This window comes from Niveispirillum cyanobacteriorum (assembly GCF_002868735.1).
GTDB lineage: Bacteria > Pseudomonadota > Alphaproteobacteria > Azospirillales > Azospirillaceae > Niveispirillum > Niveispirillum cyanobacteriorum.
In genome coordinates this window covers 1,213,221-1,237,743 of record NZ_CP025612.1, presented here as the reverse complement: position 1 = coordinate 1,237,743, position 24,523 = coordinate 1,213,221, and the positions used below count along the sequence as shown (strand labels likewise).

General features: G+C 64.2%; 20 protein-coding genes. 7 read left to right on the top strand and 13 right to left on the bottom strand.

Going from position 1 to position 24,523, the window contains the following annotated elements:
• Positions 1-9: 9 nt before the first annotated feature.
• Both C0V82_RS21100 and C0V82_RS21095 read left to right on the top strand, forming a co-directional pair.
• Positions 10-1,491, top strand: a complete 1,482-nt coding sequence (locus tag C0V82_RS21100; RefSeq protein ID WP_102114331.1) for a glycoside hydrolase family 28 protein — start codon at positions 10-12, stop codon at positions 1,489-1,491.
• Between the two features lie 95 nt (positions 1,492-1,586).
• On the top strand, positions 1,587-2,849 hold the full coding sequence (locus tag C0V82_RS21095) for a PQQ-dependent sugar dehydrogenase (RefSeq protein WP_102114330.1): 1,263 nt from the start codon (positions 1,587-1,589) through the stop codon (positions 2,847-2,849).
• 9 nt (positions 2,850-2,858) lie between these two features.
• Here the strand turns inward: C0V82_RS21095 and C0V82_RS21090 are convergent, their stop codons facing one another.
• The 3 genes from C0V82_RS21090 to C0V82_RS21080 form a co-directional block, all read right to left on the bottom strand.
• The gene (locus C0V82_RS21090) at positions 2,859-5,225 is read right to left on the bottom strand and encodes a TonB-dependent receptor (protein ID WP_102114329.1); all 2,367 of its coding nucleotides are present in this window, start codon (positions 5,223-5,225) and stop codon (positions 2,859-2,861) included.
• Between the two features lie 11 nt (positions 5,226-5,236).
• Positions 5,237-6,226 (bottom strand): FecR family protein, encoded by a 990-nt coding sequence (locus C0V82_RS21085; RefSeq protein ID WP_102114328.1) that lies wholly within the window; start codon positions 6,224-6,226, stop codon positions 5,237-5,239.
• Positions 6,227-6,306: 80 nt separating this feature from the next.
• Positions 6,307-6,774, bottom strand: coding sequence for an RNA polymerase sigma factor (locus tag C0V82_RS21080; RefSeq protein ID WP_245924284.1), 468 nt, complete (start codon positions 6,772-6,774; stop codon positions 6,307-6,309).
• A gap of 277 nt (positions 6,775-7,051) precedes the next feature.
• On the opposite strand from C0V82_RS21080, the gene C0V82_RS21075 reads away from it, so the two are divergent.
• Genes C0V82_RS21075 through C0V82_RS21060 form a run of 4 tightly spaced genes read left to right on the top strand, consistent with a single transcriptional unit; the run spans position 7,052 to position 11,354 of the window.
• Positions 7,052-7,762, top strand: coding sequence for a thermostable hemolysin (locus tag C0V82_RS21075; protein WP_158660103.1), 711 nt, complete (start codon positions 7,052-7,054; stop codon positions 7,760-7,762).
• On the top strand, positions 7,759-9,888 hold the full coding sequence (locus tag C0V82_RS21070) for an AMP-binding protein (protein ID WP_102114325.1): 2,130 nt from the start codon (positions 7,759-7,761) through the stop codon (positions 9,886-9,888). The genes C0V82_RS21075 and C0V82_RS21070 overlap by 4 nt, the downstream gene beginning before the upstream one ends.
• Positions 9,878-10,699, top strand: coding sequence for an SDR family NAD(P)-dependent oxidoreductase (locus tag C0V82_RS21065; RefSeq protein WP_102114324.1), 822 nt, complete (start codon positions 9,878-9,880; stop codon positions 10,697-10,699). The genes C0V82_RS21070 and C0V82_RS21065 overlap by 11 nt, the downstream gene beginning before the upstream one ends.
• Positions 10,689-11,354, top strand: coding sequence for a tetratricopeptide repeat protein (locus tag C0V82_RS21060; protein WP_102114323.1), 666 nt, complete (start codon positions 10,689-10,691; stop codon positions 11,352-11,354). Before C0V82_RS21065 ends, C0V82_RS21060 begins: the two co-directional genes overlap by 11 nt.
• A gap of 29 nt (positions 11,355-11,383) precedes the next feature.
• Here C0V82_RS21060 and C0V82_RS21055 read toward each other — a convergent pair whose 3' ends face one another.
• From C0V82_RS21055 to C0V82_RS21020, 8 genes are all read right to left on the bottom strand, one after another.
• Positions 11,384-12,229, bottom strand: a complete 846-nt coding sequence (locus C0V82_RS21055; RefSeq protein WP_102114322.1) for a hypothetical protein — start codon at positions 12,227-12,229, stop codon at positions 11,384-11,386.
• Between the two features lie 130 nt (positions 12,230-12,359).
• On the bottom strand, positions 12,360-12,944 hold the full coding sequence (gene kdpC / locus C0V82_RS21050; RefSeq protein ID WP_102114321.1) for a potassium-transporting ATPase subunit KdpC: 585 nt from the start codon (positions 12,942-12,944) through the stop codon (positions 12,360-12,362).
• Between the two features lie 12 nt (positions 12,945-12,956).
• On the bottom strand, positions 12,957-15,047 hold the full coding sequence (gene kdpB / locus C0V82_RS21045) for a potassium-transporting ATPase subunit KdpB (protein ID WP_102114459.1): 2,091 nt from the start codon (positions 15,045-15,047) through the stop codon (positions 12,957-12,959).
• Positions 15,048-15,064: 17 nt separating this feature from the next.
• Positions 15,065-16,756 carry a potassium-transporting ATPase subunit KdpA gene (kdpA, locus tag C0V82_RS21040; RefSeq protein ID WP_199772616.1) on the bottom strand — a complete coding sequence of 564 codons (1,692 nt, stop codon included), beginning with the start codon at positions 16,754-16,756 and terminating at the stop codon, positions 15,065-15,067.
• A 45-nt stretch (positions 16,757-16,801) separates the two neighbouring features.
• The gene (locus C0V82_RS21035) at positions 16,802-16,912 is read right to left on the bottom strand and encodes a potassium-transporting ATPase subunit F (protein ID WP_194461846.1); all 111 of its coding nucleotides are present in this window, start codon (positions 16,910-16,912) and stop codon (positions 16,802-16,804) included.
• A gap of 172 nt (positions 16,913-17,084) precedes the next feature.
• On the bottom strand, positions 17,085-17,972 hold the full coding sequence (locus C0V82_RS21030) for a VOC family protein (protein WP_102114318.1): 888 nt from the start codon (positions 17,970-17,972) through the stop codon (positions 17,085-17,087).
• The gene (locus tag C0V82_RS21025; protein WP_102114317.1) at positions 17,969-18,322 is read right to left on the bottom strand and encodes a hypothetical protein; all 354 of its coding nucleotides are present in this window, start codon (positions 18,320-18,322) and stop codon (positions 17,969-17,971) included. Before C0V82_RS21025 ends, C0V82_RS21030 begins: the two co-directional genes overlap by 4 nt.
• Complete coding sequence (locus C0V82_RS21020) at positions 18,322-19,551, bottom strand: class I SAM-dependent methyltransferase (RefSeq protein WP_102114316.1); 1,230 nt, start codon at positions 19,549-19,551, stop codon at positions 18,322-18,324. Before C0V82_RS21020 ends, C0V82_RS21025 begins: the two co-directional genes overlap by 1 nt.
• A gap of 215 nt (positions 19,552-19,766) precedes the next feature.
• Here C0V82_RS21020 and C0V82_RS21015 point away from each other — a divergent pair, with 215 nt between their 5' ends.
• Positions 19,767-21,152, top strand: a complete 1,386-nt coding sequence (locus C0V82_RS21015) for an alpha/beta fold hydrolase (protein ID WP_158660102.1) — start codon at positions 19,767-19,769, stop codon at positions 21,150-21,152.
• 184 nt (positions 21,153-21,336) lie between these two features.
• Here the strand turns inward: C0V82_RS21015 and C0V82_RS21010 are convergent, their stop codons facing one another.
• Both C0V82_RS21010 and C0V82_RS21005 read right to left on the bottom strand, forming a co-directional pair.
• Entirely contained in the window at positions 21,337-22,284 is a 948-nt protein-coding gene (locus C0V82_RS21010) for an alpha/beta hydrolase (RefSeq protein WP_102114314.1), read from the bottom strand.
• Positions 22,285-22,300: 16 nt separating this feature from the next.
• Complete coding sequence (locus C0V82_RS21005) at positions 22,301-24,466, bottom strand: TonB-dependent receptor (protein ID WP_158660101.1); 2,166 nt, start codon at positions 24,464-24,466, stop codon at positions 22,301-22,303.
• Between the last annotated feature and the right edge of the window lie 57 nt (positions 24,467-24,523).

Genomic DNA, 24,523 nt, shown 5'->3' with positions numbered 1-24,523 from the left:
AGGGCCAAGATGACCGATGTTCTGGTAACACGCCGGCATCTGCTGTCCGGTGCTGCTGCGGTCGGGCTGACCCTGTCTGTTCCTGACGGGGCCCATGCAGCCGCGACCTTTCCCGCGGCTCGGGCGTCGGCCATTGTACGGCGCATCCGTGCGCCCCGCATTCCACAGCGTATATTCGCCGTGAAGGACCATGGCGGCCATGGCGACGGCGTCACGGATGATAGTGCGGCCATTGCACGGGCTGTGGAGGAATGCGCGAAGGCGGGTGGCGGGCGCATCATATTGCCGCCGGGTATCTGTCTTTCAGGGCCAATCCGGCTGCACTCCAACATGGAACTGCATGTGCCAGTGGGCACCCGGTTGAAGTTTCTGACCGATCCGGCCCGTTACCTCCCGGTTGTGCCGACGCGGTGGGAGGGGGTGGAACTGATGGGTTATCACCCGCTGATCTATGCCTATGGTGAACAGGATATTGCCGTGACGGGGGGCGGCATCATCGATGGGTCGGCGGATGACCTGACCTGGTGGCCCTGGAAAGGTCCTTGGGCAGGCCGTTATGGCAATACGGCGGTCACGGAACGGCAGGCCGGCGACCGTACCCGCCTGTTCGACATGGCGGAAAGGGGTGTGCCGCCGGAACAGCGTGTGTTCGGCGCCGGAAGCCGCCTGCGCCCGCCCTTGTTCCAGCCTTATCGCTGCCGCAACGTGCTGGTCGAAGGGGTGACCATCACCAACTCGCCTTTCTGGTTGTTGCATCCGGTGGAATGTACAAGCGTCACCTTCCGTGATGTCACCTGTTCCAGCCATGGACCCAATAACGACGGCATCGATCCGGAATCCTGCACGGATGTCCTGATCGATGGCTGCACATTTGATACTGGTGATGATTGCATTGCCATCAAGGCGGGACGCAATGCGGATGGCCGGCGTATTGGCAAGCCTTGCGAGAATATTGTCATCCGCAATTGCCACATGAAGGATGGTCATGGTGGCATCGCCATCGGCAGCGAGATGACGGGCGGTGTGCGCAATGTCTTCATCCATGATTGCGTCATGGACAGTCCGCACCTGCTTTGGGCATTGACCATCAAGACCAACGCCTATCGCGGTGGCCGGGTGGAGGATATCTACCTTGACCGGATCAAGGTCGGCACGGTTGACCGGACCTTCGTGCAGATATGGCTGTTCTACGAGGAAGGCGACGGTGGTTCCTTTATTCCGTCGGTGGAGCGGGTGACGGTCAGCAATTCAACAGTGGCACGGACGGGCCGTACCCTGCTGGTCCGGGGACGGCCGGACAGCCCTGTTCGTGGGCTTGTTCTCGATCAGGTGACCGTGGATCAGGAGGCATCGCCATCCGTGGTCATCGACGCTGTCGATACCGTTCTGAATGCTGTCGATATTGGGGGGCGGCGTTGGCGCACCGCCGATCTGGCGTCCCTTCCGGGGATGGACAGCATCCAGTGCGACAAATGGGCGGTCTGCCGGTAACGGGACTGCCTCGGCTTGCATGTTTTCCACAGCCAATGGGGCCCCATTGGCGGTCGCCTGCGGATCAAGCTTTGACCTTTCCATGGAGATTTCCCATGAAATCCGCCCGCTTCGGCATCGCAATTCTGTGTCTTGCCTGCCTGCCCATGGTTGCACTGGCGCAGGAAAGCCGTTCCATCGGTGCCGATCCGCAATTGCCGGCGCCGTTTGCCACGCCATCGGTGAAAAACACGCCCGACACAACGCCGTTCCATGAAGGCGCGGAACTGTGGACGGCACCCGGCCTCGCGGTGAACCGGTTTGCGGAGGGGCTGGATTCACCGCGCAACGCCATTGTTTTGCCCAATGGCGATGTGCTTGTCGCGGAGGCTAAGACAGAGCGCAAGAACGAAGACCCGAGCTTCGTGGACAAGGGGGCCAACCGCATCCTGTTGCTACGCGACAAGGATGGTGATGGCCGTGCGGACGAACGCCATGTGCTGATCGGCGGATTGCAGCAGCCCTATGGCATGGCGCTGATCGGTGACCGGCTTTACATCGCGAATGCTAATGGGGTCTTCTGGACGCCCTACCGGCAGGGCCAGTCGACGATCCCGGATGATGCACCGCGTACCTGGATTACCCGGTTCGACCCGACCGGATACAATAATCACTGGACCCGCAACCTGCTTGCCAGCCGGGATGGCCGTACCCTCTTTATCGCGGTGGGGTCGGCCAGCAATGTGGGTGAATTTGGTATGGCGAAGGAGGAGCGGCGGGCCGCGATCCTTGCCATTGATCTTGTCACCGGCAGCGAACGCATATTTGCCGACGGGCTGCGTAATCCGGTCGGCATGGATATCGAACCGGTGACGGGCCAGCTCTGGACATCGGTCAATGAGCGCGATGAGTTGGGGGATGATTTGGTCCCTGACTACATCACCTCGGTCAGGGATGGCGGCTTCTACGGCTGGCCCTACAGCTATTGGGGCAAGCACCCCGACCCTCGTTTGAAGGGGCAGCGGCCTGATCTGGTTGCGAAATCGATCACGCCCGATTTCGCCGTAGGGGCACATGCCTCGGCGCTTGGCATTGCCTTCGGCGCGTCAAGCTCCCTGCCGGCCCGGTACCGCTCCGGCGCCTTCGTGGCGCGGCACGGTTCCTGGAACCGGTCCGAACTTCTGGGCTATGACGTGGTGTTCGTGCCCTTTGCCGGTGGCAAGGCCGTGGGGCCGCTGGAGAAGGTTCTGACAGGTTTCACTGATCAACCGGGCCATGTCCATGGTCGCCCCCGGTCATTGGCGGTTGCCAGGGATGGTGCCTTGCTGGTGGTTGATGACAAGGGCGGCACGATCTGGCGCCTTTCGGCGGCCAGATGACCTGTCCACCTACCCTTCCCAGCCGATGCTGACCCGCACGGTGCGCGGGCGGACGGGGGTTGCCTGCGGACCTGCGCCAAGGGTGAACGGGTTGCCATAGGCGAATTGGTTGGCGTCACTGTTGAGGATATTGTCCAAGGCGACGCCAAGCGACCAGCCCCCGGTTCCGTGCAGCGTCACCCGCCCGCCCAGCAGATCGACCGGACCCTGACTGATCCCGTCGGTAAAGGTCAGGTGGGTGCGGCCTGTATGGCTATAGTCCAGGGCCGTCAGCAGGTTCATCCCGTCCGTGAGCTGCCCGCGCCAGGACAGGCTGGCGCTGCCGCTGAAGCGTGAAGCGCCGGGCAACCCGCCATCCGCACTGCCGGTAAAGTCGCGGGCGACACGGGTCAGTTCCGGATCGTTCAGGATAACCGTCGCATCCAGCCGCCAGGGACCCAGATGCAGGCGGGGCGTCACTTCGATCCCCGTATTGCTGCCGTCCCCGGCATTGGTTGTGACGGTCAGACCATCGGCCCGCAACTGGTCGGTCTGGATGTTGCGCCAGCGCGCATGGAAGATGGCCGCATCCAGCATCAGCCGTCCCTGCCATAGCGACAGCTTCGTTCCTACCTCATAGTTCCAAAGCTCATCGGTCTGGAAACGTGCGGTACGATAGTCATCGCCCGTGACTGGTCCGGCCTCTTCGATATTGATACCGCCGGGGCGATAACCTTCCGTCATCTGGGCATAGAATGTCGTGTCTTCCCAGGCCTGCCATGCAAGGGCCAGCTTGGGCGTGTAGTCCGTCTCCCGCGTGTATCCCTGCGCTTGCGCCACCGACGGTGCCGGGGCGCGGGCTATGGCCTCCACCTCCTGCGCCACATGGAACAGGCGGCCGCCGGCGGTCAGGGTCCAGTCAGGCTGGAACCGCCAGGACAGCTCCCCAAACAGGGCCGCCTCCTTCACCTCGTCCACTCTGTCACGCCGCCACAGATCGGTGCCGCTCTCTGCCGCGGGGTTCAGGCGACGGCTGGAATTGGCGGTCTGCCGCGACAGGTACAGGCCGGAAAGCCAGTTGAGCGTGCTGACGCCATCATCCTTGCTGGTCAGCCGCGTTTCATGGGTCCACAGGCGGGATAATTGCGCCTCATGGAACAGTGCGGGCTGGGCCGGCAGCCCGGCAAGCGCCGGCACGGCGGTGCTGGCATCATAGAAACTGTCGATCTCATGCCGGACAAAGGCGGTGGTGCTGTGCAGGTCGGCAAAGGACAGGCTGCCGGTCAGGGTGACATGCGCCTCGTCGAAATCATTGTCGTGCGGTTCGGCCAGCTGCGCCGTACGGGTGCAGCAGCCGCGCCGCCCCTGGATATAATGGCTATCGTCCGTGTCGATCAGCTGATAGGTGCCGCCCAGTTCCAGGCGCCAGTCATCTGTCGGCACGAAGGCGACCAGCAGACGGCCACCCTGCGTGTCCGTGCGGTCGATGTTGCGCCGTCCGCCAGCCGCATCAATCACACCGCCTTCCCGGTCGGCATAAAGCGCCAGCCGGACGGCCAGCCGGTCGGTCAGCAGCGGCTGGTTCAACACTGCCTCCACGCCGCCGCCCGGCGCACCGTCGCGGGTCAGGCTGCCGGAAAGTCGCACTTGTGCCGACCGTTCCGACAGGTCGGGCGGGGTCGGCACGATCCGCAGGATGCCGCCGATGGAGCCGCCGCCATAGAGGGTGCCCTGCGGCCCGCGCAGAACCTCCACCCGGTCCAGATCGATCAGGTGCAGGTGGGGGTCTGGCGCGTTGTAATTAACCTTGGCATTGTCCAGATACAGGCCGACCGTGGCCTGGGTCTGGCCGGTGAAGGCACTGTCCGACAGGCCACGGATGGCCAGCTTGTTCCGCCCCGGCCCCAGATGCGTGCTGCCCACCCCGCCCAGCAGCGGCAGTGCGGCGTCGGGGTTATTGGTGCCCAGACGGGCCAGATCAGCGGCGGTCAGCCACCCCACGGCCACGGGCAGATCGACCGGGGATGCCCCGCGCTTCGTTGCCGTTACGATAATGGGTTCAATAGATGCCGCTTGGGACTGATCCGCCGCTGGCCGCAGGCGTGGGACCAACAGCGGCTCCAGCCGGTATGCATCTGGCCCGACCTTGCGGAAACCAAGCCCCGTCCCGGCCAGCAGCCTTGTCAGCGCCTGTTCGTGTGTCAGCGGGCCGCTGGCACCAGGGCTGTTCCGGCCCGTCAATATCTGGTCCCCACCGATGGAAATACCCGTCTGTCGCGATAGGTCGGACAGGGCGGTACCCAGGGGGCCGGCAGGCACGGCGATCCCTTGATCAGCGGCCAGAACCGGCAGGGCCGTCAGCGACAGGACCAGGGCGGAGAGGGGGAAAAGACGCAAAGTGGGAACCGTCAGGGGCGTTTCGACAGCACGAAGCTATCACCCTGACGCACCACAGCAATGGGCAGCAACCCCCGCAGATTATTCAGCAGCGTTGTCTGATCAGTGTCCAGCCGCAGCACGCCTGAGAAATGCAGGCCCGCCGCCGCCCCTTCCGCCCGCATGGGCAGCGGGTAATGGCGCGACAGTTCCGCCAGGACCTGGGGCAGGGGGGCATTGTCGAAGGACAGGCGACCCTGCGTCCAGGCGGTTACGGCCGGTGCATCCACCGTCGTGACCGGACCGAGTGCCTGACCATGCAGGGCGCTGATCTGCTGTCCGGGTGTCAGACGCTGTTTGGCGGTTCCATCGGCATTGCCGACATCGACCAGACCACGCGTGACCGTGACGGTCACGCCGCGATCCAGATTGCGCACATTGAAGGCGGTGCCGACCACGGTCACCAGCCTTTCACCCGCCGCCACGGTGAAGGGACGCGACGGGTCCTTGGCGACATCGAACAGGGCCTCCCCCTTTTCCAGCACGATGGAGCGGAGGTCATCAAGCATGGCGACCGACAGCCGCGTACCACTGTTCAGGATGATGCTGGACCCATCGGCCAGTTTGGCCGTCTGGCGCTGACCGGGGGCGGTTTCGAAAATCTGCGGCGCGGGGGTGGCGGTATACTGGCTGGTCAGCGTCACTGCCAGGGCGGCAGCCGCAGCGGCGGCACCCCCCAGGAACCAGCGGCGGGATATATTGGCCGGGGTCGGCATCGGGGCCGGTTTGCGCCGACTGGCCAGATCGATGATGGTCGCTGGCTGTGTCGCCGGTATCGCGTCCAACTGCCGCCACAGCCCCTCCACCTTGTCATAGGCGATGCGGTGGGCAGGATCGGCCTCCAGCCATTCAGTGAATGCCAGCCACACCGCCTGATCGGCATCGCCCTGCAAACGGGCGTGCCAGTCCGCCGCCTGTTCCAGGCGGGGATCAAGGGGTGCTTCGGGCGGGCGGTTCACCATGTTGGCTGCTTCTGGTTCGGGCTTTGTCCTGTTGACGTCGCGGAAGGGGCGGTACCTTACCCCCTCTCATGAACTATTTTTCATTCAAGACGGCGCCCCAGCCTTTTCAACAGGTTCTTCATGGCGGCGGCCATGTGTTTTTCCACAGCACTCCGGGAAATACCCAGGCTGGTCGCGATCTCCGCATGCGGGCGGCCTTGCAGCTTGTGCATTTCGAAGACGCGCTTGCCCTGCGGTGGCAGGGCGTCGATGGCATCGCGCAACTGGCGCAGCTCCTGCCGCCCGCCCACCACATCTTCCGCCGTCGGGGCCTCCGCGATGGGTTCGGGTCCGTCGACCAGGGCATTGGCCGACAGCCATTCGCCGTCGCGCGCGGCGGCGCGTGATCCGCTGCGCTGCCGGTCGAAGGCCAGGTTCATGGCCATCCGGTTCAGGAAGGCGGGTACATTCTCTACCCCCTCGCCCCCATCGGGCAGGGTGGCCAGCCGTTCATACATTTCCTGCACAATATCTTCCGCCTCCGCGGCGCTGCCCGTGCGCGCCGTCAGAAGCCGCAGCAGAAAGGCGCGGTGTTCCAGATAGGCGGTGATCAGGGGTGGGGTCGGGGCGATGACGGGACCTGGGGTCGGCGGAGACTGTCATCCGATATAGACCCGGACCCACGCCCGATCAATGCAACAGGTGGCAGCAGGTGGTTTTCGCCACAGCCTCAAAATTTTTTCCGTTCGCACCTGCGGTCCACTGCGGGCGGTGCCGTCATGCATTTGAAGGCCGCTGAAACCGGCCAATCCAACCGGCGGAGTGACGCCTGTGATTGAAATGCTGATGCGCGATGATGAGGGGGTGCGGGGCAGCCTGCGGTTCGATGCCGAACGGCTGGGAACCCTGACACGCTGCCGCCCGGCTGTTGTGGCCATCACCCACAATTTCGCCCCCGAACGGCGACGGGTGGAGGCGATGATCCGCAACACCTATGCGCAGACTTATGGCGGTGACATCACCATCACCCATCCGATGCTGATGAGCCTGCGTGACGCCGACGACCATATCCTGGCGGGTGTCGGCTTCCGCCCGGCGGGCACCGGTCCCCTTTTCCTGGAAACCTATCTGGACCAGCCGGTCGAAACCCTGATCCCCGATCAGCCAGCGCGGGGCCAGGTGGTGGAGATCGGCAATCTGGCCGCCGCAGAAGCCGGGGCGTCTTACCTGCTGTTCATGGCGCTGGCCGCCTATCTGCATGGCCAGGGGTATGAAAAGGCCGTGGTTACCGCCACTCGCCCGCTGCGCCGCCTGTTCCGGCAGATCGGCTTCGATCCTGTCGAGCTGGGCTGTGCCACGCCCGACCGCGTCGGTCCCGCCGCTGCCGCCTGGGGCAGCTACTACGCCAACGATCCGCGCGTGGTCTGCGGCAATGTCGCGTTTGGCGCTGAAAGCCTTGACCGTTTCCTGGCCGGCGATGCGCGGCAGGCGCTGCCCTCCTTCCCAACCTTTCCCCGTCTGCATCCCGCCATTTCGGCGCCTGAGGTGATTGCATGAGCCGCATTCTTTCTGCCATCCGCATGCAGGACCCGGCAAAGCCCGCCATCAATGATTGGACGTACGGCAGCCTGTCGGGCGTCATTGACCGGCTGGCTGCCGACCTGTGCGAAAATATCGGCCTGGACCGCCGGCCCGTCGCCGTGGAGGCCAACAATTCCGCCGCCTGGGCCGTTCTGGACCTTGCCTTGCTGGAACTGGGTCTGGTCGGCCTGCCATTGCCGGGCTTCTTCACGCCTGATCAGCGCAGCCACGCCCTGGCCGATGCCGGTGCCGGCTGGCTGATCACCGACATCCCGCGCAATGGCGGTCAGGCGCTCCGTGTGGGCACGGAGATGCTTTATCTTCATCGCCTGGATCATGCCCCCGTGCTGCTGCCGGTGGGTACGGCCAAGATCACCTACACCTCCGGCACGACCGGGACGCCCAAGGGTGTCTGCTTGTCGGCTGCCGGTCTGGAAAAGGTGGCAACCTCCCTGGTGCAGGTGATCGGCACCGATTATGCGGGCCGCCATGTCGCCATCCTGCCCCTGCCGGTCCTGCTGGAAAATGTCGCGGGCCTTTACAGCACGCTGCTGGCCGGCGGCCATTATCTGGCCACTTCGCCGGAGGAACTGGGCCTGGCGCAACCTTTCCAGCCGGACTTCGGCCGGCTTTTGGCCGCCCTGTCCACCGTTCGTGCGAACAGCGTCATTCTCGTACCGGAACTGCTGCGCGGTCTGATGGCCGCGATGGCGCAAAGTGGCCACACGCTTCCCGATCTGCGGCTGGTGGCTGTCGGTGGGGCGCGGGTGGCGCCTTCCCTGCTGGCGCAGGCCGCGATGCTGGGTCTGCCGGTCTACCAGGGCTATGGCCTGTCGGAATGCGGGTCGGTGGTGGCGCTGAACACCCCTGATGCCAACCGGGTGGGGACGGTGGGCCGCGTGCTGCCGCATCTTGATCTGGCGGTCGACCCGGCCACCAGGGAGGTCAGCGTTAACAACCATGCCTTCCTGGGCTATGTCGGCGGCGACCCCGCCCTGTCCCGCATCGCCACCGCCGATCTGGGCAGCCTGGATGAGGACGGGTACCTGTCCATCCAGGGCCGGTCGCGCAATGTCATCATCAATGCCTTTGGCCGCAACATCGCACCGGAATGGGTTGAAGCCGAACTGACGGCGCAGCCTGAAATCCTCCAGGCGGTGCTGTTCGGCGATGCCCAGGCCGACCTGACGGTCCTGATCGTGCCCACCCGGCTTGGACAGGACCCGTCCGCCCTGTCACTGGCGGTGGCGCGCGCAAATGGTGCCCTGCCACCCTATGCCCGCGTCGCCCGCTGGCACACCGTCCCCGCCTTCACCCCCCTGAACGGCATGTTGACACCCAATGGCCGTCCCCGCCGCGACGCCATTGCTACCGCCCATGCCAACCTTTTATCCCGAAATGAGGATGAAATCCCCATGCCCCAAGCCTTCTTCGACCGTCTGGTGACGGAGACAGAGCCGGCGCGCCTTTCCCTGCTGTCGGTGCCGCAGATCCAGGATGGCCTGACGGGCCGTATCAGCCTGGAAACCTACATCGCCTATCTGACGGAGGCGTATCACCATGTGAAGCACACGGTGCCGCTGATGCGCACCGCCCGCGCGGCCTTGCGCCCCGACCAGGAATGGCTGATCCCCGCCCTGGATGAATATATCGAGGAGGAGGAGGGGCACGAGGAATGGATCCTGAACGACATCCGCCATGCCGGCGGAAACGCGGAGATGGTACGCCATGGCGCCCCGCGTGCCGCCACCCAGGCCATGGTGGATGAGGCCTACCGCTTCATCCGGGAGGAAAACGCCGCCGGCTTCTTCGGCATGGTCTATGTGCTGGAAGGCACCAGCACCGCCATCGCCACCCATGGGGCGGAAGCGGTGCGCAAGTCACTGAACCTGCCGAAAAGCTGTTTCAGCTATCTGACCAGCCATGGGTCGCTGGACATCCAGCATATGGAATTCTTCCGCACCCTGATGAACCGGGTGACCGATCCGGTGGATCAGCAGGCTATCATCACCATGGCGAGCCGCATCTTCGGTCTTTTCGCCGGCCTGTTCCGTGCCATTCCCCACAGCCGTCACACCGATGAGGTGCGCCATGTTGCATGAGGAAAGCCTGGAAGGTCGCACCATTCTGGTCACTGGCGGTGCCGGTGGCATCGGATCACCCCTGGTCAGCCTGCTGCGCAATCGCGGGGCGCAGGTCACCACCCTGGGGCGTGGCGACATGCCGGGGCGCCATATCCGCGCCGACCTGTCGACCCAGGCTGGCATCGCGCATGCTGCCGAGCAGGCACGCCTGCTGGCCCCGCAGATGCTGTTCAACATTGCGGGACGGCAATATTTCGGCCCCGTAGAGGGGCAGCGTCCCGCGGACCTGCTGGGTGATTATCTGGTCAACCTCGTGGCGCCGGTCACCCTGACCCAGGCGGTGCTGCCCACCATGAAGCAGCGGGGGCGCGGCCACATCGTTAATGTTGGTTCCGTCTTTGGCTCCATCAATTTCGCGCATTTCGCAGCCTATTCCAGCGCCAAGGCAGGGCTGAAGGGCTTCAGCCAGGCGCTGCGGCGGGAAGTGCGGGGGACCGGCATTACCGTCTGTCATGTGGCCCCGCGTGCGGTGCGCACCGGCTTCAACGGGCCGCTGGTGCAGCGTTTCGCCGAACTGACCGGCATAGCGCAGGATGAACCCATCCAGGTCGCTCGCCGTATCCTGGCCGCGGCCCAGGCGGGCAAGGCCGAAACGGTGATCGGGTGGCCCGAAGCCTTCTTCACCCGCCTGAACGCCCTGTTCCCCGGTCTGGTCGACCGGGCGCTGGCCGGCAACGACGCCAAGGCCGCCAGCCTGTTCTCGCATATAGCCGCCCCGACGGGCGGTGCCACCATCACGCCGATTGGAGAGAAAACCCATGCGCGCTGACAAGAAACTGATCCTGGCCACCCTGTCCCTGCTGCTGGCCGGTTCGGCCCTGGCCTCCCCCGATCCCGCCATGGACGCCAAGGTCGCGGAACTTCAGGCCGGGTGGGCGCATGTGAAATATGAAGTGAAGGGAGAGGATGCGCAGCTTGCCGATATGGAAGGTCTCGCGAACCAGGCCAAGACCGTCACCGCCGCTTATCCCGGCAAGGCTGAACCCTTGATCTGGGAAGCCATCATCCTGTCGTCGGAGGCGGGGATCAAGGGCGGCATGGGCGCGCTGTCGCTGGTTAAGGAGGCAAAGGCCAAGCTTGAGGCCGCCGAACAGATCGATCCCACGGCCCTGGACGGATCGGTCAATACCTCGCTGGGCAGCCTTTATTATCAGGTGCCGGGCTTCCCCATCGGCTTTGGCAGCGACAAGAAGGCCAAGGCCTATCTGGAAAAGGCCCTGGCCCAGAACCCGGACGGTATCGACCCCAATTACTTCTACGGCGATTTCCTGTTTCGGCAGGGGGAGTATGCCAAGGCGCGTGACGTCCTGAACCACGCGTTGGCCGCTGCCCCCCGTCCGGGCCGGGAGGTTGCCGATGCTGGCCGGCGGGAGGAAATCAACGCCGTGCTGGCCCAGATTGAAACCAAGGTCGCCCGGCGCTGACGGATCTCCTGACTCTGGGCAGTGTCGGGTCAGTCAAAAAGCTGATCAATCCTGGCGCTGACCCATTTGGGATCGAACAGCCCTGCCGGATTCTGGAGAACGGAATCCGGCAGGCCCAATGGTTCCACAAGATCGTCGCGCACCGCGATCAGGTTGCCGGTGTGGCAGACGGGGGTATAGCCCTTTTCCCGTGCAAGATTGGCCATTGCCTGAAAGCTTGAGCCTGACACACCCTCACCATGGATCGCGACGACCGGCGTCGGGATTGTGCTGTTGACCTCCACGATCACGATCTTGGGCCGATAGGACAGCAGCGACTTCCAGATGTGATAGTCGCTGCTGTCGATATCGATGCTCAGTACCTCGAACTCCGCCGGAATGGGGGTGGTGGACAGCAGCGCGTCAAGCGTGCGGCCTTCCTCGCTTTCATGGACGAATGCGCTGATCGGATACAGAGCGTCCGGCGGAAACTTCGCACAGGTTTGCAGAAGATCCTGATACTTCGCCTCATCGCCTTCGATATATACTCCGCGCCATCCCTGGCAGGCCAGGGCGAAGCTGTTGCTGAGATGGATGCCGTCCCAGGCCCCGAATTCGCAGAACCAGCCGGTACCGATATTCAACCGCATCAGAATTTCGGCCAGGATACCATCCTCGCCATTCTGGCTGTTGATATTGGCGCGATAGGCGAGCAAGGGGGAGCTTGCCTGAAACAACCGTTCTCTATCATTCACGATGGACAAGAGCCGCCGGGCCTCGTGGCTGTCGGGCTGTTGCTTCAGTTCCTCCGTACAGGCCACGCGCGCCAGGTGAGGATAGCCTTTGCGTAAGGCCGCAGCGGCAATCATCGTCAACGAGCGGTGTGAGGCGGACATCTCGGCTCCGTCATGCTCCATGGTGCCCCCGGCGGACGCCCTGTTAAGCTGTGGCAGGATACGCTAAATGCGTCTGACATTTCCACGTCCGGGTAAAAGGGCGACGCGCCTCCCCGACAATGCTCCCGGTTCACCTCGCTGTCCGTTCCCCGCCTTTGCCGTCCAGCGCCAGGTTCAGCATCAGGACATTGACACGCTGTTCCCCCAAAAGCCCCAGCAGGGGCTGTTCGATACGGGTATCGACTATCTGCCGCACGACCGCCTCGTCCAGGCCCCGCGCCTTGGCCACGCGGGCCACTTGGAAATAGGCGGCGGCGGGGGTGATGTGGGGGTCCAGCCCGCTGCCTGATGCTGTCACAAGATCGGTCGGGACCTTGTTGCCAGCATCGGCACCCAGCCGTTCGGCATCCTTCTTTACCCGCTCCGTGAGGGCGGCACTGGTGGGGCCAAGGTTCGACCCGCTGGACGCACCGGCATCATAGCCATTGCTGCCCGCCGCCGACGGGCGCGGCCAGAAATAGCGGTCGTCTGTGAAGGATTGACCGATCAGTTCGGACCCGATGACCGCACCATCTTCATTGCGGATCAGACTCCCGCCCGCCTGATGCGGAAACACGGACTGACCGATCCCGCTGATCAGCAGTGGATAGCCCAGGCCGCAGATCAGGGTGAACAGCACCAGCAAGACCAGGGCGGGACGCATTTCCTTCAACATGATTGGAACTCCTTACACAAGGCCCAGGGCCGTGACGGCCATGTCGATCAGCTTGATGCCGGCAAACGGCACCACCAGACCGCCGATGCCATAGATCAGCAGGTTGCGGGACAGTTGGCTGGCCGCCGACCGCGCACGGTAGGCCACGCCCTTCAGTGCCAGCGGGATCAGCGCGATGATGATCAGGGCGTTGAAGATGATGGCCGACAGGATGGCCGACTGCGGGGTGGAGAGGCCCATGATGTTTAAGCTGCCCAGCACCGGATAAATGCCCGCGAACATGGCGGGGATGATGGCGAAATATTTCGCGACATCATTGGCGATGGAGAAGGTGGTCAGGCTGCCGCGCGTCATCAGCAGCTGTTTGCCGATGGACACGATCTCGATCAGCTTGGTCGGATCGCTGTCTAGATCCACCATGTTGCCGGCCTCACGCGCGGCCTGGGTGCCGGTATTCATGGCGACACCGACATCCGCCTGGGCCAGGGCCGGGGCATCGTTGGTGCCATCGCCGCACATGGCAACCAGCCGTCCATCGGCCTGTTCTTTGCGGATCAGGTTCAACTTGTCCTCTGGCGTGGCCTGGGCCAGGAAATCATCCACCCCGGCCTCTGCCGCGATGGCCGCCGCCGTCAGGGGATTGTCGCCCGTGATCATCACGGTACGGATGCCCATACGGCGCAGTTCGGCGAAACGGTCGCGGATGCCGCCCTTGATGATATCCTTCAGATGCACGATGCCCAGGACCCGGTCACCGCGCACCACGGCCAGCGGCGTACCGCCCGCCTTGGCGATGCGTTCGGCCAGCGCCTCCAGTTCCGGCATCTTCACCTGACCCGTGCCGCGCTGGGCCGCGACATGCCGTAGGACGGCATCCACGGCCCCCTTGCGGATGGCGACACCGGCAATGTCGACCCCGCTCATCCGCGTCTGGGCGGCAAAGGGCACGAAGCGCGCCTCCTGATGCGCGATCTCTGGCTGGCGCAGGCCATACTTTTCCTTGGCCAGGACAACGATGGACCGACCCTCCGGCGTCTCATCGGACAGGCTGGACAATTGGGCGGCTTCGGCCAGTTCCCGTTCCGTTACGCCCTGCACGGGCAGGAATTCGGTAGCGTGGCGGTTGCCCAGGGTGATGGTGCCCGTCTTGTCCAGCAGCAGCGTATCGACATCGCCCGCCGCCTCCACCGCGCGGCCGGAGGTTGCCAGCACGTTGAACCGCACCAGACGGTCCATGCCGGCAATGCCGATGGCCGACAGAAGTGCCCCGATGGTGGTGGGGATCAGTGTGACGAACAGGGCCACCAGCACGATCACCGACACCGACCCGCCCGCATACAGCGCGAAACCGGGAATGGAGACAACGGCCAGCAGAAAGATCAGCGACAGGCCGACCAGCAGCAGGTTGAGCGCGATTTCATTCGGCGTCTTCTGTCGTTCCGCGCCTTCGACCAGGGCGATCATCCGGTCCAGGAAGGTGGAGCCCTGGGCCGCCGTGATGCGTACGATGATCTGGTCCGACAGGACACGGGTGCCGCCCGTCACCGCTGATCGGTCGCCGCCGCTTTCGCGGATCACCGGTGCGCTTTCGCCCGTGATGGCGCTTTCATCGACGGTGGCGATGCCCTCCACGATCTCGCCATCGCTGGGGATCAGTTCACCCGCCGTCACAACGACATGGTCACCAACAGCCAGGATGGCGGCGGGTACGGTTTCGGTGCCGCCCGACAGGTCCGTGCCTGACAGGCGGCGGGCCATGGCCTCCGTCCTGGCGCGGCGCAGGCTGGCCGCCTGGGCCTTGCCCCGGCCCTCCGCCACAGCCTCCGCGAAGTTGGCGAACAGCACCGTGAACCAAAGCCACAGCACGATCTGCAATGAAAAGCCCGTGCTGTCATTGCCCACCGCCAGGTCGCGGATCAACAACCCGGTGCTGAGCGCCGCGACGACAGCCACCAGGAACATCACCGGATTGCGCACCAGCACAGCCGGGTGCAGCTTGGCATAGCTGGCCCGGATCGCAGGCCACAGGATTGCCCCGTCCAAGACGGAGCTGCGGGCCAGCCGCTTATTGCCATGGCCCGTGACGATATCTGCGTTTCGCATGTTCATTCTCCGGTCGCTCACGGGGTCACGGCGGCGGTTAGCATCAGATGCTCCACCACCGGGCCCAGCGACAGGGCAGGGAAATAGGTCAGACCGCCGACAATCAGGATCATTGTCACCAGCAACCCGACAAACAGCGGGCCGGTGGTGGGAAAGGTGCCTGCTGACGGTGGCACGAGTTTTTTGGACGCCAACGACCCGGCAGCGGCCAGCATGGGCACGATGATGAAGAACCGGCCCACGAACATGGCGATGCCAAGGGTGACCGCGTACCAGCCATTGCTTGCCGTCAGCCCCGCAAAGGCGCTGCCATTATTGGCGGCGGCGGAGGTGTAGGCGTACAGCACCTCGGAGAAACCATGCGGTCCCGCATCCTGAATGCCGGCAAGGCCCGGTGCGATGACTACGGCCACCGAAGTGAACAGCAGGATCATGGCCGGCATGGCCAGGATGGTCAGCACAGTCATCTTAATCTCCCGTGCTTCCAGCTTCTTGCCGACATATTCCGGCGTGCGACCCACCATCAGGCCGGCCACGAACAGGGCGATGATGGCCATCAGCAGCATGCCGTAAAGCCCGGCCCCGACGCCGCCGACAATGATTTCTCCCAGCGCCATGTTGATCATCGGCACCATCCCGCCCAGCGGCATGAAGCTGTCATGCATGGCATTGACGGCCCCGCAGGACGCGGCGGTGGTGATGACCGCGAACAGGGCGGACATGGCGGTCCCGAACCGCACCTCCTTGCCCTCCATATTGCCCAGCGTCTGATCGACATGGAACCCGGCCAGCAGCGGGTTGCCCCCGGCCTCCGCCCAATAGGCCAGGGCCACACCGGCGATGAACAGCACGCCCATGGCGGCCAGAATGGCCCAGCCCTGCTTCTCATTGCCGACCGCGCGCCCGAACAGGTTGGTCAACCCGGCGCCAATGGCGAAGATCAGCAGCATCTGCACGAAATTCGACAGGGCCGTCGGGTTTTCAAACGGATGGGCGGAATTGGCGTTGAAGAAGCCGCCACCATTGGTGCCCAGCATCTTGATGGCCAACTGGCTGGCTACCGGCCCCTGGGCGATGGTCTGCTGCGCTCCCTCCACCGTCGCCGCTACAGTATAGGCGTCGAAATTCTGCGGGACCCCCTGCCAGATGAAGAACAGGGCGGCCAGGATGCTGAAGGGCAGCAGCAGGTATAGCGTGGCGCGGGTCATATCGACCCAGAAATTGCCGATGGTCCTGGCCGACCGCCGGGCAAAGCCGCGCACCAGCGCCAGGGCCAGCGCGATGCCCGTAGCCGCTGACAGGAAATTCTGCACCGTCAGCCCGGCCATCTGGCTGAGGTAGCTCATGGTGGTTTCCCCACCATAAGATTGCCAGTTGGTGTTGGTGACAAAACTGATGGCGGTATTGAAGGCCAGTTCAGGCGCCACCGCCGGCAGCCCCTGCGGGTTCAGCGGCAGCAGGTCCTGCAGGCGCAAAATGCCATAGAGGAACAGCATACCGGCCAGATTGAACAGCAGCATGGACAAGGCATATGTCAGCCAATGCTGCTCCGTCCGCGCGTCCACGCCGGCCAGTTTGTAGAGCCCCGTTTCAACGGGGGAGAGAAGGGGGGAAAGCAGGGTGCGTTCCCCCGCGAAGATGCGCGTCATGAAGCCGCCAAGCGGCCGTGTGACGGCGATGATAACCGCGCAGAACAGCGCGATCTGCATCCAGCCGATCAGGGTCAAATCGGAAACTCCGAAAGCCGGCGGCGCTTAATAGCGCTCGGGCCGGCACAGCACATGGATCAGGTAGAGGGCCAGCCCGACGGCGGTGGCGACGCCCAGGATCAAATCCAGCATCGTCTTACAACCCCTCGCAGGCATAGGCATAGCCGACGCCCAGGGCGAACAGCCCCAGCGCCAGCGCGATCAGGATGATGTCAGTCATGAAACCCCACATCGATGGGCCGTGCGGGCGCACGGCATCGACCGCATTGAAGTTCAAATGCGCGTAAGGGTTCGATGGGGAACGGGTGCTGCGGACATTAAAATCCGTTTATGCCGGCAACTGCACCAGCTCCAGCAGGCTTCCATCCGGTGCGCGCATTGTACCGGACAGGCGGCCGGCATAAATTGCGCCATCGCGGCGGGCGGGCGGGGTGATCCATTCGCCCTTCACCGCCGACAGGTCGGGATGCGACAGGGTGCAGATGGCGATACCGGGCGGCAACTGCCCTTCATGCCGGTCGCGCGGTGTCGCCGCTGGCGGATATTGATCCAGTTCCAGGAAGATATCGCGGTCATCCACCAGGGTGGCGATCCGGTGCCGCTGATCCAGGGGAAGGCTGAAGGCATTAGCCAGCATCGTGTAGGGAATGTCCATCCGTTCCCCAAGGCGCAGGCCCGTGGTTTCTTCAAACCATCTGATGCTGGCTTCCATATCGGAACAGGCCAGGACAAGGATAAACAGCCGGTCGATCAGGCTCTCGGCACGCGGTAGATCAAAGGCCGGCAGGTCGCCGTTGATCTGCGTCAGATAGACAATCTCCCCGTCCGGGCCCTTCACTTGCATTGGATGGATGGTGGGCAGCCCGGTATTGAGGCGCGGCGGGCCGATGATCTCAAACGGGCTGTGTAGCATCCGTTCATTTACCGCCATGACATCCTGCACACAGATTTCCAGGGCGGCCCAGCCATGGGTGCGCAGCGGTCGATAGCTGTCGACCGGATCGCCTGCCAAGAAGCGCACGAACACCTCCGCTCCGCTGGCGGGTTGCAGGACCAGATAGGCGCGGCCGGCACTGGCGGGACAGCCCCAAGCGGCGGCGAGGTCGGCGGGCAGGGTGCCACGCTCGACAATGCCGTAATCCAGCCACTGCACATACCGCGCGGCGCTGGCTTCCGGGTCAGTCACCGTCAGGGTGGCGGCGCGCAACAGTTTCATCGGGCCAGTTCCTCGGCGATGTTCTCACTGCTGTCATCGCTGGCGGAAATGGCCTCCGCCTCCTGCTGCACCACACGCAGGACGCGAGCCAGGAACTCCTGGTTCCACAGGCCGCGCTCGGCGGCTTCCGCCTTGCTGGGGGCGAAGCTGTCGATCTCTGCCCGGCTGACGATGCCCTTGGCCGCCAGCAGCCGTTCCAGCGTGTCCAGGCGCTGGCGGGTCACCACCAGTTCGCCGGCCAGCGACATGGCGACCGCCAGCGCGCGTTCCGCCTCCCAGCTTTCCAGGAAACGCGGGCGTTTGCCCTTCGGTTTGGCCGACGCCTCGGCCAGTGCCTTCTGGATCGACATCACGCAAACTCCTTGCGGGCACCCACAACGTGCCAGGCCGCCTTGCGGCCATAATCCTCGCCCTCGCTTTCGGCGGCGTCGGGGAAGATGGTCTTGTCCACCACGGCGGTAACCCCGCCATGGATCAGGCTTTCACGCGCGAAGCCGGCCTGCACCATCCAGGTATCCAGGTCCGCCTCATGCATCTTTGTCCAGAACGGTTCTGCATTATAAAACGCGTCCCAATCGCGCATCGCCTGTTCGAACAGCGGCATCTGGGGGGAATATTGCGGCTGTTCGACATGCAGGACGATCCCACCCGGCGCCAGCAGACGGTGCGTCTCCTTGAAGATGCGCTGCATGGAGCTGTAGCTGGTTTCATGCAGGAACATGGTTGTCTGCACCCAGTCGAAGCTGCCATCGGCGAACTGGGGCAGGCTTTCGACATTGGCCTGCACGAAGCGGATATTGTCCACATTCAGGCTTTTAGCGCGGGCCAGACCATAACGTAGCATCGGCGCGCCGACATCCACGGCCACCACCTCCGCGTCGGGAAAATTCTGTGCCAGCGGCAGAACGCTATGGCCCAGGCCGCAACCCAGATCAAGAATACGTTTTGGCTTGAAGTCCGGCAGGTTTTTACGGACCCAGGCGGTCACCGCCTGACCGCCACCATCCGACCATTGGCCCAGCATCCCACCAGTCGTCGCGAACAACCCGCAATCATAATTGGCGGCATTGGCAACGTCGCCGGGACTATATTCGGTGTGATAGCTGCCGGGCATGCAATGATGGTCGATGGCCGCGACATAGCGGGGCAGGGGCAGCGACGGGTCCAGCGTCAGGCGCGGATCACCGTCAGTCAGGGCCGCGGCACGGGCCGCCAGCTCTTCCCGCTGGCGCAGGGTGACCCAGCGTCCCGCCTGCTGTCGCATTTCCATGGTGTTCCGGCGCAGTGCCGACCATACCTGCCAAAAGGGATCGCGCGCCAGGGCGCGGCGCACCTGCTGCCGGTCTGTGAACTCCTTGCCCGGCGCCACACGCGTCTCGAACGCCGTCTTCACGCCGGGTAGCACGCGGCTGGCCAGATGCCGGTTCATATGGGCCAGGAAGTTGAAACGCTCGATCTCGTCATGCGTCATCTCTGGGAAGATGCCGTGGCGGCCGACCGCACGGTAATCGGGCGGGCCGTCATAGGCGGCCAGCAGGGCCGCATCGCGATCCCGTTCCGGTTTGCCTGAACCGTCCATATCCTTGCACCCTCCTGCCGCGCGTCGCATCACCGTATCCGGTTGGGGTGGACTGTACGGTTCATGTCGACCGTCTGCCGCATGTCCGATCCCAAATCTCCACCACGTGGATGGTAGGGCATCTGCCCGCCCTGCGGACAAGGGGGCTGGGGCCACCTGGACCAACCGTTCCGCCCGATCCCATGATCCCGGCCTGCCAGGATCGGGAGGCGTTGATGACCAGGGTAACGCGGCACTTCATCAAGGTTGACGGGCGGCTGGTCCATTACCGGCGGGCGGGGCAGGGGCCGGTGCTGCTGGCCCTGCACCAGTCACCGCGCGACAGTGCCGAACTGCTGCCCCTGATGCAGGCGATGGCACCTTTTGCCACGGTGATCGCGCCCGATAATCCCGGTTTCGGCCTTTCCGACCCGTTGCCGCCAGGGCCGGCCACGGTTGACCGGTTTGCCGATGGTGTGGACCGTTTGATGGACGCGCTGGGCCTCACCAGCGCGGCATTCTATGGCTTCCACACCGGTGCCTGCATCGCCAATCGTTTTGCCGTCCTGTACCCGCACCGCGTCTCTGGCCTTGTCGTCGATGGCTTTATGTTGATGGAGGAGCCGGAAAGGGCGGACCTGCTGGCCAACTACCTGCCTGCCTTTCATCCGCAATGGGATGGCGGGCATCTGGCCTGGGCTTGGCACCGCATCCGCGATCAGGGCATCTTCTTCCCCTGGTATCGCCGCGACCCCTCGGCCCGGCTGTCCCGGCCAAAGCCGGACCTCACCCGCATCCATGATCAGATCATGGAATTTCTGCGGGCCGGTGACAGCTACCGCACCGGGTATGAGGCGGCGCTGTCCTATCGCCCGGCGGCGGACATGGCAACCCTGACGGTTCCGGCGCTGCTGTTCGCCGCACAGGATGATCCGTTGCACCGCTACCTGTCGAAACTGCCGCCTTTGCCGTGCGGTGTCACGACGGGGACGGCCCCCAACCGCACCGCCGCCTGGGATGTCGTCACCGGCTTTCTGCGCGGACACCTGCCTGTCGAACCGGCACCGGCGGTTCCTGACTTCACGGCGCGGGGCGTGACGGATGGCATCGCCTGGGTGGCCGGCGGTCAGGGCGCGCCCTGTCTGCGCCTGCATGATCTGGGCGGGGCTGGCAGTCTGCTGCCCCCGCCATCCGCCGGTGCCTGGCTGGCCCCCGACCTGCCTGGCATGGGCGACAGTGAGGCGGTGGCAGATCCCGGCGATCTTGCCGCCATGGCCGATGCCATCGCCGGCCTGCTGACCACACGTGGATGGACAGGGGGAGAGGTGGAGGGCTGGGGCTATGGCGCGGCTGTCGCGTCACTGCTGGCGAGGAGGCATCCAGGGCTGGCAACGCGCCTGGCCCTGCATTCCGGCATCACCGAACCACCTCTGGACCTGCACCCCGTGGAAGGCGGCGGCCATCTGCTTGCGGCGTGGCAACAGGCGCGCGACAGCCACCTATTTGCCCCCGGCAACGGTGTGCTGCCGGGGCCGAATCGGCTGCAGGCAGAGACTTGGTATTGGCTGAAAGCGGCGCCAATTTTGGACCGGGCCTGGAAGGCGCTAGGGGCGGGTGGTTAGTTGTGCATTTGTGATCGCCGGAAACGTTGCGGGCATTTAGACGCCCAGACCCTTGGATCACAAATCGGATTGGCGTGCCCGATACAGCCTCAATCACTCAATCCCCAAAGTCATGTGAATGGAACTTGCCTTGCTTCCAGTCTGTAGAACTATCCGGTGCTATGCGATGACTGTGAATTACAATTTAAGTCTGTACCATGCGGCGCATCCGTTCCGCTGTATCGCCAACGGCCTGTCCCGCGATATCCAGCACGCCGCCAAAAGATAGGAATCCATGAAACGTGCCGGGGTAGGTCAGGTGCTCTACTGCGACGCCGGCATCGCGCAGGCGCGACGCGTAGAGTGCGGCCTCATCATGCAGTGGATCATATCCACCCGTCAGCAGCAGGGCTGGCGGCAAGCCGCGCAGATCGGGCGCCAGCAGGGGGGATACAGCCGGCAGGAAGGCCAGACCTGGATCGGTCAGGTAATTGCCCTTGGCCCAGGCAATACCCTCCCGCGACAGGAAATACTCACCATTGCCGTTGGTCTGCCGGGAGGTGAGGCGTGGATCGCCATCGGCCAGGGTCAGCACGGGATAGAACAGCACCTGGCCCCTGGGGCGCCGCTCCGTCGGGCAGAGAAGTTGACAGACGGCAGCGGCCAAGGTGCCACCGGCACTGTCGCCGCCGATCAGCAGCCGGGTTGGGTCCCCGCCATGATCCCCGATCCGGGACAGGGCCCAGCGGGTGCTGTTCAGTGCATCTTCCAGCGGGGCGGGGAAGGGGTTTTCCGGGGCCAGACGGTAGCCGACGCTGGCGATGATGAACCCGCTTCGCGCCGCCAGATGCGACAGCGGGGCGTCATAGCAGGGCAGGCCGCCCATGGACCAGCCGCCGCCATGGAAGAACAGCAGCGCCGGTGCTGGCCCCCGGACCGATTGCGGACGGTAAATCCGCAGCGGCAGGGGATGGTCGACCAGGGGCACCCCTTCCATCCGGATGGTGACATCATCCGCCACCGGCCCGCCCAGCTGTGTGAACAGCAGGTCGTAATCGCGCCGGGCGCTGGCCATGTCGATATCATCGATGGCGGTGCCGCCAGCCTGCCGGAAGCTTTCAAGAAGGGTGAGGGACTGCGGGTCCAGCGTCACGATTGGCCACTCCCCCTCAGTAGCGGTACTTCAGGCCCAGCGACCAGGTGCGCGGCGCGCCGTAATAGGCGAGCTGGTAACCCAGGCTGTCTGAAAGGTCGAAGCCATGGCTGACATATTTCTTGTCGGCGATGTTGCGGACGCCGAAGGTCGCGGTCCAATGCTCATCCGCCGTTTGAAAGGCTACTTGAGCATTCAGCAGGGCGTAGCCGGACTGGGCCAGCACTTCGCTGCTGCTGACGGTGGGATAGGTCTTGGAGCGGTAGGAGAGATCGCCATCGACGATCACCCGACCGGCATCACCCACTTCCCGCTGCCAGTTGGCACCCAGGCGGAAGTTCCATTCCGGGGAATTCACGGGCGTGCGCAGGTGGGCAATGTCAGCGCCGCCCGGCCCCTTATATTCATCATACTGCGCATCCAGCCAGGCGGCGGTGGCGGACAGGGTCAGGTCCTGCGTGGCCCGCGCCGTCAGTTCCAGCTCCAGCCCTTTTGTGGTGGCGGCGCCAGCATTGGTGAACAGGGCCGCGAAGCCGCCCGTGCTGTCGGCGACGAAGCTGGACAGCTGCAAATCCTTGTAGTCGTTGTAGAAGCCGGCCAGATTCAAGGTCATGCGGCGGTCGAGCAGGCTGGACTTCAAGCCGAGCTCATAGGACCACATGGTCTCCGGATCATACGCCACGGCCTGGGCCGGATTGTTGGAACGACCATCGAAGCCGCCGCTCTTGAACCCGCGCGCCGCACTGGCATAGGCCATGACATCGTCATTGATCTTGTAATCCAGGCCCAGCTTGGGCGACAGCGAGGACCAGTTATCGCCCGTCTTCACATCCGTGATCCGCAGGCCAGTGCCCAATGCCGGTGGAATGGGGGATGTCGCCGCGAAGAATTCCTGGATACGGTCGAAATCCTTCTTCTCATACGTATACCGAAGGCCGGCGGTCAGCGACAGGGCGTTGGAGACGTGATAGCTGCCCTGGCCATAGGCGGCATAGGAGCGGTTGGTCTGATCGTTCAGGGAGTTGGTGACGAGGCTGATGACAGGGCCGGCAAGACCGCTTTCGGTCTCGTCATGTTCGCGGAAGTAATAGAGGCCGAAAACGCCGTCGAACCGGTCCGTCCGCACACTGGCCTGGAATTCCTGGCTGAACTGATTCTGCGCCTCATCCACGAAGACGCCGAAAATGGCGGCAGCCGTGGCATCCAGGTCCAGATGCGTCTCGTAATCCATGGTCCGGTAGGCTGTGATGGATTTCAGGCTGACAGCATCGCTGGCGTCCCAGTCGATATGGGCGGCGACACCGCGCACCGACAGCTTGTTCAACCCGTTGAAATCGGCATCGACCTTGAACGGATCAGCATTGGGCGGGGTAGTGAAAACGGCGGTGGCGCGGGCCGGGGTGCGCGAGGTGTCGGGGCGGTCATCGGAACCATCCGCAGACAGGCTGATGGTCAGCCGGTCATTGGGCGTGGCCTTCAGGCCCAGACGCCAGGCAAAGGTCTCCTGATCGCCATCATCCTTGCCACCCACTGAATTTTTGGCATAGCCATCGCGCGACAGGTAGGCGATGGCGGCACTGCCGGCCAGCATTTCAGGGATTAAGGGACCGCGGACGGAGGCCTTCACGTCGCGGCGGTCATAATCGCCGATTGTGGCCTCGACACTGGCGGCGGTGCGGTCATCGGGCTGTTTGGAGACGAATTTTACAGCGCCGCCAATGGTATTGCGGCCATAGAGCGTGCCCTGCGGCCCGCGCAGCACCTCCACCCGCTCCGTATCGAACACATCCAGGAAGGCACCCTGGGCACGACCCAGATAGACATCATCCAGATAGATGCCGACGCCGGGATCGGCAAAGGCCAGGCTGTCGATCTGCCCCACGCCCCGGATATAGACGACGGCGTTGGAGGCGTCGCCCTCATGCAGGGTGAGGTTGGGCACGGCGGCCTGCAGGTCGCCCAGGTCGGATGCCCCCAGCCTATCCAGCGCATCTGCTGACAGGGCGGTTACCGCGACCGGCGCATCCTGCAGCCGTTCCGCCGACCGCCGGGCGGTCACCACAATCTCCTCCAGGGCCAGCGTCTCGTCCTGGCCCGTCTCCTGTGCCCAAACGGGCAGAACCGCGATGCCGGTCAGAAGCCCCGCCATATAGGCGGCATTCCACGCGCTTGTCTTGGCCATGTTTCCTGTCCCCATTCACGCAGCGGTCAGATGCCGCCGTTGAGGCCAGAATGGCCC

What these genes read in the sequence shown, in the direction of transcription:
- C0V82_RS21100 (WP_102114331.1), top strand. Translation starts at nt 10, where the DNA reads ATGACCGATGTTCTGGTAACACGCCGGCATCTGCTGTCCGGTGCTGCT.
- C0V82_RS21095 (WP_102114330.1), top strand. Translation starts at nt 1,587, where the DNA reads ATGAAATCCGCCCGCTTCGGCATCGCAATTCTGTGTCTTGCCTGCCTG.
- C0V82_RS21085 (WP_102114328.1), bottom strand. Translation starts at nt 6,226, where the DNA reads ATGGTGAACCGCCCGCCCGAAGCACCCCTTGATCCCCGCCTGGAACAG.
- C0V82_RS21075 (WP_158660103.1), top strand. Translation starts at nt 7,052, where the DNA reads ATGCGCGATGATGAGGGGGTGCGGGGCAGCCTGCGGTTCGATGCCGAA.
- C0V82_RS21070 (WP_102114325.1), top strand. Translation starts at nt 7,759, where the DNA reads ATGAGCCGCATTCTTTCTGCCATCCGCATGCAGGACCCGGCAAAGCCC.
- C0V82_RS21065 (WP_102114324.1), top strand. Translation starts at nt 9,878, where the DNA reads ATGTTGCATGAGGAAAGCCTGGAAGGTCGCACCATTCTGGTCACTGGC.
- C0V82_RS21060 (WP_102114323.1), top strand. Translation starts at nt 10,689, where the DNA reads ATGCGCGCTGACAAGAAACTGATCCTGGCCACCCTGTCCCTGCTGCTG.
- C0V82_RS21055 (WP_102114322.1), bottom strand. Translation starts at nt 12,229, where the DNA reads ATGTCCGCCTCACACCGCTCGTTGACGATGATTGCCGCTGCGGCCTTA.
- kdpC (WP_102114321.1), bottom strand. Translation starts at nt 12,944, where the DNA reads ATGTTGAAGGAAATGCGTCCCGCCCTGGTCTTGCTGGTGCTGTTCACC.
- kdpB (WP_102114459.1), bottom strand. Translation starts at nt 15,047, where the DNA reads ATGCGAAACGCAGATATCGTCACGGGCCATGGCAATAAGCGGCTGGCC.
- kdpA (WP_199772616.1), bottom strand. Translation starts at nt 16,756, where the DNA reads ATGCAGATCGCGCTGTTCTGCGCGGTTATCATCGCCGTCACACGGCCG.
- C0V82_RS21035 (WP_194461846.1), bottom strand. Translation starts at nt 16,912, where the DNA reads ATGCCTGCGAGGGGTTGTAAGACGATGCTGGATTTGATCCTGGGCGTC.
- C0V82_RS21030 (WP_102114318.1), bottom strand. Translation starts at nt 17,972, where the DNA reads ATGAAACTGTTGCGCGCCGCCACCCTGACGGTGACTGACCCGGAAGCC.
- C0V82_RS21025 (WP_102114317.1), bottom strand. Translation starts at nt 18,322, where the DNA reads ATGTCGATCCAGAAGGCACTGGCCGAGGCGTCGGCCAAACCGAAGGGC.
- C0V82_RS21020 (WP_102114316.1), bottom strand. Translation starts at nt 19,551, where the DNA reads ATGGACGGTTCAGGCAAACCGGAACGGGATCGCGATGCGGCCCTGCTG.
- C0V82_RS21015 (WP_158660102.1), top strand. Translation starts at nt 19,767, where the DNA reads ATGACCAGGGTAACGCGGCACTTCATCAAGGTTGACGGGCGGCTGGTC.
- C0V82_RS21005 (WP_158660101.1), bottom strand. Translation starts at nt 24,466, where the DNA reads ATGGCCAAGACAAGCGCGTGGAATGCCGCCTATATGGCGGGGCTTCTG.